The sequence below is a fragment of the Variovorax sp. Soil_C_33 genome, from assembly GCF_057656935.1.
In genome coordinates this window covers 1-3,267 of the sequence record NZ_JBDGJK010000035.1, presented here as the reverse complement: position 1 = coordinate 3,267, position 3,267 = coordinate 1, and the positions used below count along the sequence as shown (strand labels likewise).

At 67.4% G+C, this 3,267-nt stretch carries 3 protein-coding genes; all 3 read right to left on the bottom strand.

Annotated elements, in window-relative coordinates; genetic code table 11:
- Window positions 1-1,346, bottom strand: a 1,346-nt coding sequence (locus AC3A6B_RS29745; protein WP_487840228.1) for a multicopper oxidase family protein, incomplete at its 3' end; no start/stop codon positions are given.
- Window positions 1,347-1,369: 23 nt separating this feature from the next.
- Complete coding sequence (locus AC3A6B_RS29740) at window positions 1,370-2,791, bottom strand: TolC family protein (RefSeq protein WP_487840227.1); 1,422 nt, start codon at window positions 2,789-2,791, stop codon at window positions 1,370-1,372.
- Entirely contained in the window at window positions 2,788-3,108 is a 321-nt protein-coding gene (locus AC3A6B_RS29735) for a hypothetical protein (RefSeq protein ID WP_487840226.1), read from the bottom strand. The genes AC3A6B_RS29740 and AC3A6B_RS29735 overlap by 4 nt, the downstream gene beginning before the upstream one ends.
- Window positions 3,109-3,267: the final 159 nt, after the last annotated feature.

Genomic DNA, 3,267 nt, shown 5'->3' with positions numbered 1-3,267 from the left:
GCGGGCATGGCGGCCGCGCCGGCGCCGCGCGCCCGAGGCGGCTCGGGCAGTTGCCCATCCAGTTCGTAGGCCACCGTGCCTTGCGGGTGCTTGAACCAGCCGGGGTTCGCGTAGTCGCCCGGCTTCTGGCCTTTGCGCACCTTGACGACGCTGAACATGCCGCCCATCTCGACCGAGCCGAAAGGGCCTTCGCCGCCCATCATCGGCACGGTGTTGTCGGGCAGCGGCATCTCCATCTCGGTCATGTCGGCCATGCCGCGTTCGCCCATCACCATGTAGTCGGGCACGAGTTTGGTGATCTTCCTGACCACGTCCTTGTGGTCGACGCCGATCATGGTCGGCACGTCGTGGCCCATGGCGTTCATCGTGTGGTGGCTCTTGTGGCAGTGGAAGGCCCAGTCGCCTTCCTCGTTGGCGAGAAACTCGATCTGGCGCATCTGGCCGACCGCCACGTCGGTCGTCACTTCGTGCCAGCGAGTGCTCTTCGGCGTCGGGCCGCCGTCGGTCCCGGTGACCACGAACTCGTGCCCGTGCAGATGCATCGGATGGTTCGTCATCGTCAGGTTGCCGAAGCGGATGCGCACCTTGTCGTTCAGCCGCACGTTGAGCGAGTCGATGCCGGGGAAGACCCGGCTGTTCCAGGACCACAGGTTGAAGTCCAGCATGGTCATGATCTTGGGCGTCGCGCTGCCGGGCTCGATGTCGTAGGCATTGAGCAGGAAGACGAAGTCGCGCTCGACCTCGTCGATCAGCGGGTGCTTCCCCTTCGGGTGCGTGACCCAGAAGCCCATCATCCCCATCGCCATCTGCGTCATCTCGTCCGCATGCGGGTGGTACATGAAGGTGCCGGGCCGCCGGGCCACGAACTCGTAGACGAAGGTCTTGCCGGGCTGGATACCCGGCTGCGTCAGGCCGGTCACGCCGTCCATGCCGTTGGGAATGCGCTGGCCGTGCCAGTGGATGCTGGTGTGCTCGGGCAGCTTGTTGGTGACGAAGATGCGCACGCGGTCGCCTTCGACCACTTCGATGGTGGGCCCCGGCGACTGGCCGTTGTAGCCCCACAGGTGAGCCTTGAAGCCGGGCGCCATCTCGCGCACCACGGGCTCGGCGACCAGGTGGAATTCCTTGACGCCGTTGTTCATGCGCCAGGGCAGCGTCCAGCCGTTGAGCGTGACGACGGGGTTGTAAGGCCGCCCGGTCGAGGGCGAGAGCGGCGGCATGGTGTCGGGCCGGGTCTGCAGCACCGGCTCGGGTAGGGCCGCCATGGCCACCTTGCTGACCGAAGCAGCCGCGATGGCGCCGGTGATAGCGCCCGCGCCGCTCAGGAAGTTGCGTCTGTTTGTCATATTGATCTGTGGAAGGAAGTCGCTCAGTGAGCGGCAGCGGCCGCCGGCGGTGCGCCTGCGCTGGCCGTCGGTGCCGTCATGGCCGCGGGCTTGCCGATCACAGACGCCGCGAGGGCTGCGTCTGCCAGCCAGAACTGCTGCTGAGCATTGATGGCGTTGTTCACGCTCGTGATCTGGTCGCGGGCTTCGGCAAGCAATTCGAAGACGCCGATCAGCATGCCGTTGTAGCGAAGCACGTTTTCGTCGGCCATGGCCTGGCGCAGCGGCACGATCTCGTCGCGGTAGTGGCGCGCGATGTCGTATGCCGTGCGATAGGCGGAATAGCCTTCGCGCAGCTGCGAGGTTGCGCCACGTACGGTGGCGTCGTAGCGGTTGGCCGCCGCGAGCGCCTGGGCATTCAGCGCATCGCGCTGCGCGGATCCCCAGTCGAAGAGCGGCAGCCGGATGTCGAGCTCGAAGCCGCGCCGGGTCCCGCGGGTTCCCTCGGCGTTGTCGAACACGGTGTCGCGCCGGATGCCGGCCTCCACATCGATGAAGGTCGACAGCAGGTTGATGCCCCGCGACTTCCCGGCGACGTCGAGCTGCGCCCGGGCCTGCTGCACATCCAGGCGTTGCTCGCTCGCGGTCGCCGCCACCTCGCGTGCTTCGCGGGGCGCCTTGGGCAGATCAGGCAAGCGTTCGGGCAGTTTCAGCCTGGCTGCCTGGGAATCGTCCAGACCCAGTGCGCGGACCAGCTCTTCACGGGCGGCCGTGACGGCGTGTCGCGCCGATGCGAGCTGCGTCGCGGCGTCGGCATAGAACACCTGCTGCCGCGCGCGCTGCAGCTTGCTGAAGTTGCCGACGAGCTGCATGCGCCGCGCGAGTTCCGCACTGGCCTCGGCCGATGCCTTGACCTGCTCGGCGTACTGCAGCGACTGCTGGGCCGCCACAGAGCGCACCCAGGCTTGCCGCACCTGCGTGACCTGGTCCACCACCGCGCCGCTCAGCTGCACCTGCGCCTGAGCGGCCTGGCTTCGGGAAATCGAAAGCCGCTGCGGCAGCAGGATCAGGTCGACCAGGCCGAAGGACAGCAAGCGCCCCAGCTCGAGCTCGTCGCCAAGGCGCAAGCGCTCGAAGCTGAACACCGGGTTCGGCAGCCGGCTCGCCTGATTGGCCGCGGCCATGTCGGCCCAGCTTTGCGCGATCAGCGCTTGGACCGCAGGGCTGTTCGCGAGCGCCAGTCGGACTGCATCGTCCTGGGAAAGCGGCTTGCCGAGCAGTTCCTCGGAAAGCGCCGTGCGGGCCTCCCGCTGCTGCGGGGTCCGGCTCAGTTCGAGCTTTCCCCCGGTGAACTGCGAGGCCGAGGAATTCGTCTCCTTCAGCGCATCGTCGATCCCCACCGAAGCACAGCCGGCAAGCAATGCAGCGGCGAGCGCGATCGGTGCGATCTGCAGCGGCCGTCTCATGGCTTGTCCTTCGGCGGTGTCGCCATCGGCGTGGACAACGAATGCCCGGCGTGGGGATCGGCGCCGGACGGCTTGTCGTCCGCTTCGCCGGCACCCTCCTTGGCATAGGCGCGCCAGCCGCCGCGCTGATGGACGGTCTCGTTGGCCTCTTTCCAGGGGATGGGCTTTTCCTCGGTGAAGAGCTTGTAGCCCTCCATGGCGGAGCGGAAAGACAGCGGCTGCGCTGTAGTCGGCGCAGGCCCGGTCTGAGCGCCCGCTGCAAGAGCAGCCAGGGCGGGCAAGGCAGCCAGCCAACGGGCCGGCAGAAAATTGAACATGGGATCCTCGCGATGTTCATGAACGGCATGCCGTCAGCGAGCCCGCGAAGGGCGTGACGACACAAGCGATGCATGGGCATCCGCGCGCAGGCAGCCGAGCTGCCGGGCGCTGGACGCAGTTACGCGCGAGGAGGTTTGTGGGGAACGCGAGGCGAGACG

Bases quoted from the DNA above. Each gene is read 5' to 3' on its own strand.
- AC3A6B_RS29740 (WP_487840227.1), bottom strand. From the start codon at position 2,791: ATGAGACGGCCGCTGCAGATCGCACCGATCGCGCTCGCCGCTGCATTG.
- AC3A6B_RS29735 (WP_487840226.1), bottom strand. From the start codon at position 3,108: ATGTTCAATTTTCTGCCGGCCCGTTGGCTGGCTGCCTTGCCCGCCCTG.